This window comes from Terrabacter sp. P5_B1 (assembly GCF_056400505.1).
Genome location: NZ_JBFULD010000548.1, coordinates 1 through 1,414, shown reverse-complemented (window position 1 = coordinate 1,414; position 1,414 = coordinate 1). Strand labels below are relative to the sequence as shown.

Genomic DNA, 1,414 nt, shown 5'->3' with positions numbered 1-1,414 from the left:
CAGGAGGGCGAGCGGCGGCGTCGCCGCACAGCAGTGCACGACCGTGTCCCCACCGTGGGCACCCAGCACGGTCGTGAGTCCGGCCGCGGCCACCTGCGGGTCCAGGCTCGGCAGCCGCCCGAAGCCGGACGACGTCGGGAGTCGGCCGGCCAGGACGGTCGGGAGGCTCGGTTCGTCGACCTGCAGCACGACCTCGGCCCCGGGGACGAGGCTGCGGACCGCGGCGACGTGCAGGCGCACGCCCTCGGCGAGCGACTCGACGAGGTCACGGCAGGCGCCCTCGTCGACGATGACGCGCTCGCCGCGCGAGAGCCACACGTTCGCAGCGAGGGTCCACGGCCCGACGACCTGGAGCTTGAGCGGGCCCACATGGCCGTCGAAGGCCTCGGCGAGCTCGTCGAGGTCCTCGCGCAGCAGGGCCCCGGTGCGTGAGGCGTCGCGCCCGGGCCGGTCGACGAGCCTCCAGCCGATCGGCTGCAGGTCCACCGGCAGCTCGACGAGCAGGCCCGCGGTGCGACCGATCATGTCGGCGCCCGGGCCGCGGCTCGGCAGCTCGGGCAGGTAGGGCAGCTGGCCGTCGAGGAGGTCGCGCACCTGCGCCAGAGCGTCACGCACGGAGGTGCCGGGCCAGGAGCCGATGCCGGTAGCGAGAGTCACCGCGCCAGCCTAGGCCGCGCCCGAGGTGCCACCGCACCCGCTCGGCATCGGGCGAGCAGTAGCGTGGCGATGGTGCGACCCCACGACCTGAGACGCCGCGACTTCACCGGCCCCGACGACCTCCGCGCCATGCAGGACCTCGTCTCCCGGCTGTGGTCGCCGACGAGCCGCTTCCATCCGGGACAGCTCGCCTGGAGCCGCTACTTCCGTCCCGTCGACCCAGCTGCACTGGACGACGGTGAGGCGATCGCCGTGTGGAGCRAGGGAGACGAGACGCTCGGCTTCGGGTGGGCGGAGGCGCCCGACTGGCTGGAGCTGCAGGTCGACCCGGCCCGGCCCGACGTCGCCGAGGAGGTCATCGAGTGGTTCGAGGAGGGGAGCGACGCGGAGACGCAGTCGGCCCTCGTCATGGAAGGCGATGTGGCCGAGCGGGCCCTCGCGGCAGCAGGATTCGCACCGCAGCCCGGCGAGCCGTTCTTCACCCACCACGCCCTCGACCTCGCCGATCTCCCTCCGGTGCCCAGCGTCCCGGGCTACCGTCTGCGCCACCTCGAGCCGCACGAGGCCCGTGAGCGGGCCGCCGTGCACGCCGCCTCGTGGTCCGACTTCGGGCTGTCGAAGGTCGACGAGCAGGCCTACCGTCAGCTCATGGCCGCGTGGCCCTACCGCATCGACCTCGACTGGGTCGCGGTCGATGCGAACGGCGAGATGGTGGCCTCCGCCCTCGTCTGGCTCGACGACGCCCACGGCGTGGGGC

The 1,414-nt window shown here is 73.9% G+C and carries 2 protein-coding genes; one reads left to right on the top strand and one right to left on the bottom strand.

Going from position 1 to position 1,414, the window contains the following annotated elements:
• The coding region (locus AC1DP0_RS21865; RefSeq protein ID WP_478088681.1) for a uroporphyrinogen decarboxylase/cobalamine-independent methonine synthase family protein at positions 1-657 on the bottom strand (657 nt) is incomplete at its 3' end.
• Positions 658-729: 72 nt separating this feature from the next.
• Here AC1DP0_RS21865 and AC1DP0_RS21860 point away from each other — a divergent pair.
• Positions 730-1,414, top strand: a 685-nt coding sequence (locus AC1DP0_RS21860) for a GNAT family N-acetyltransferase (RefSeq protein ID WP_478088680.1), incomplete at its 3' end; no start/stop codon positions are given.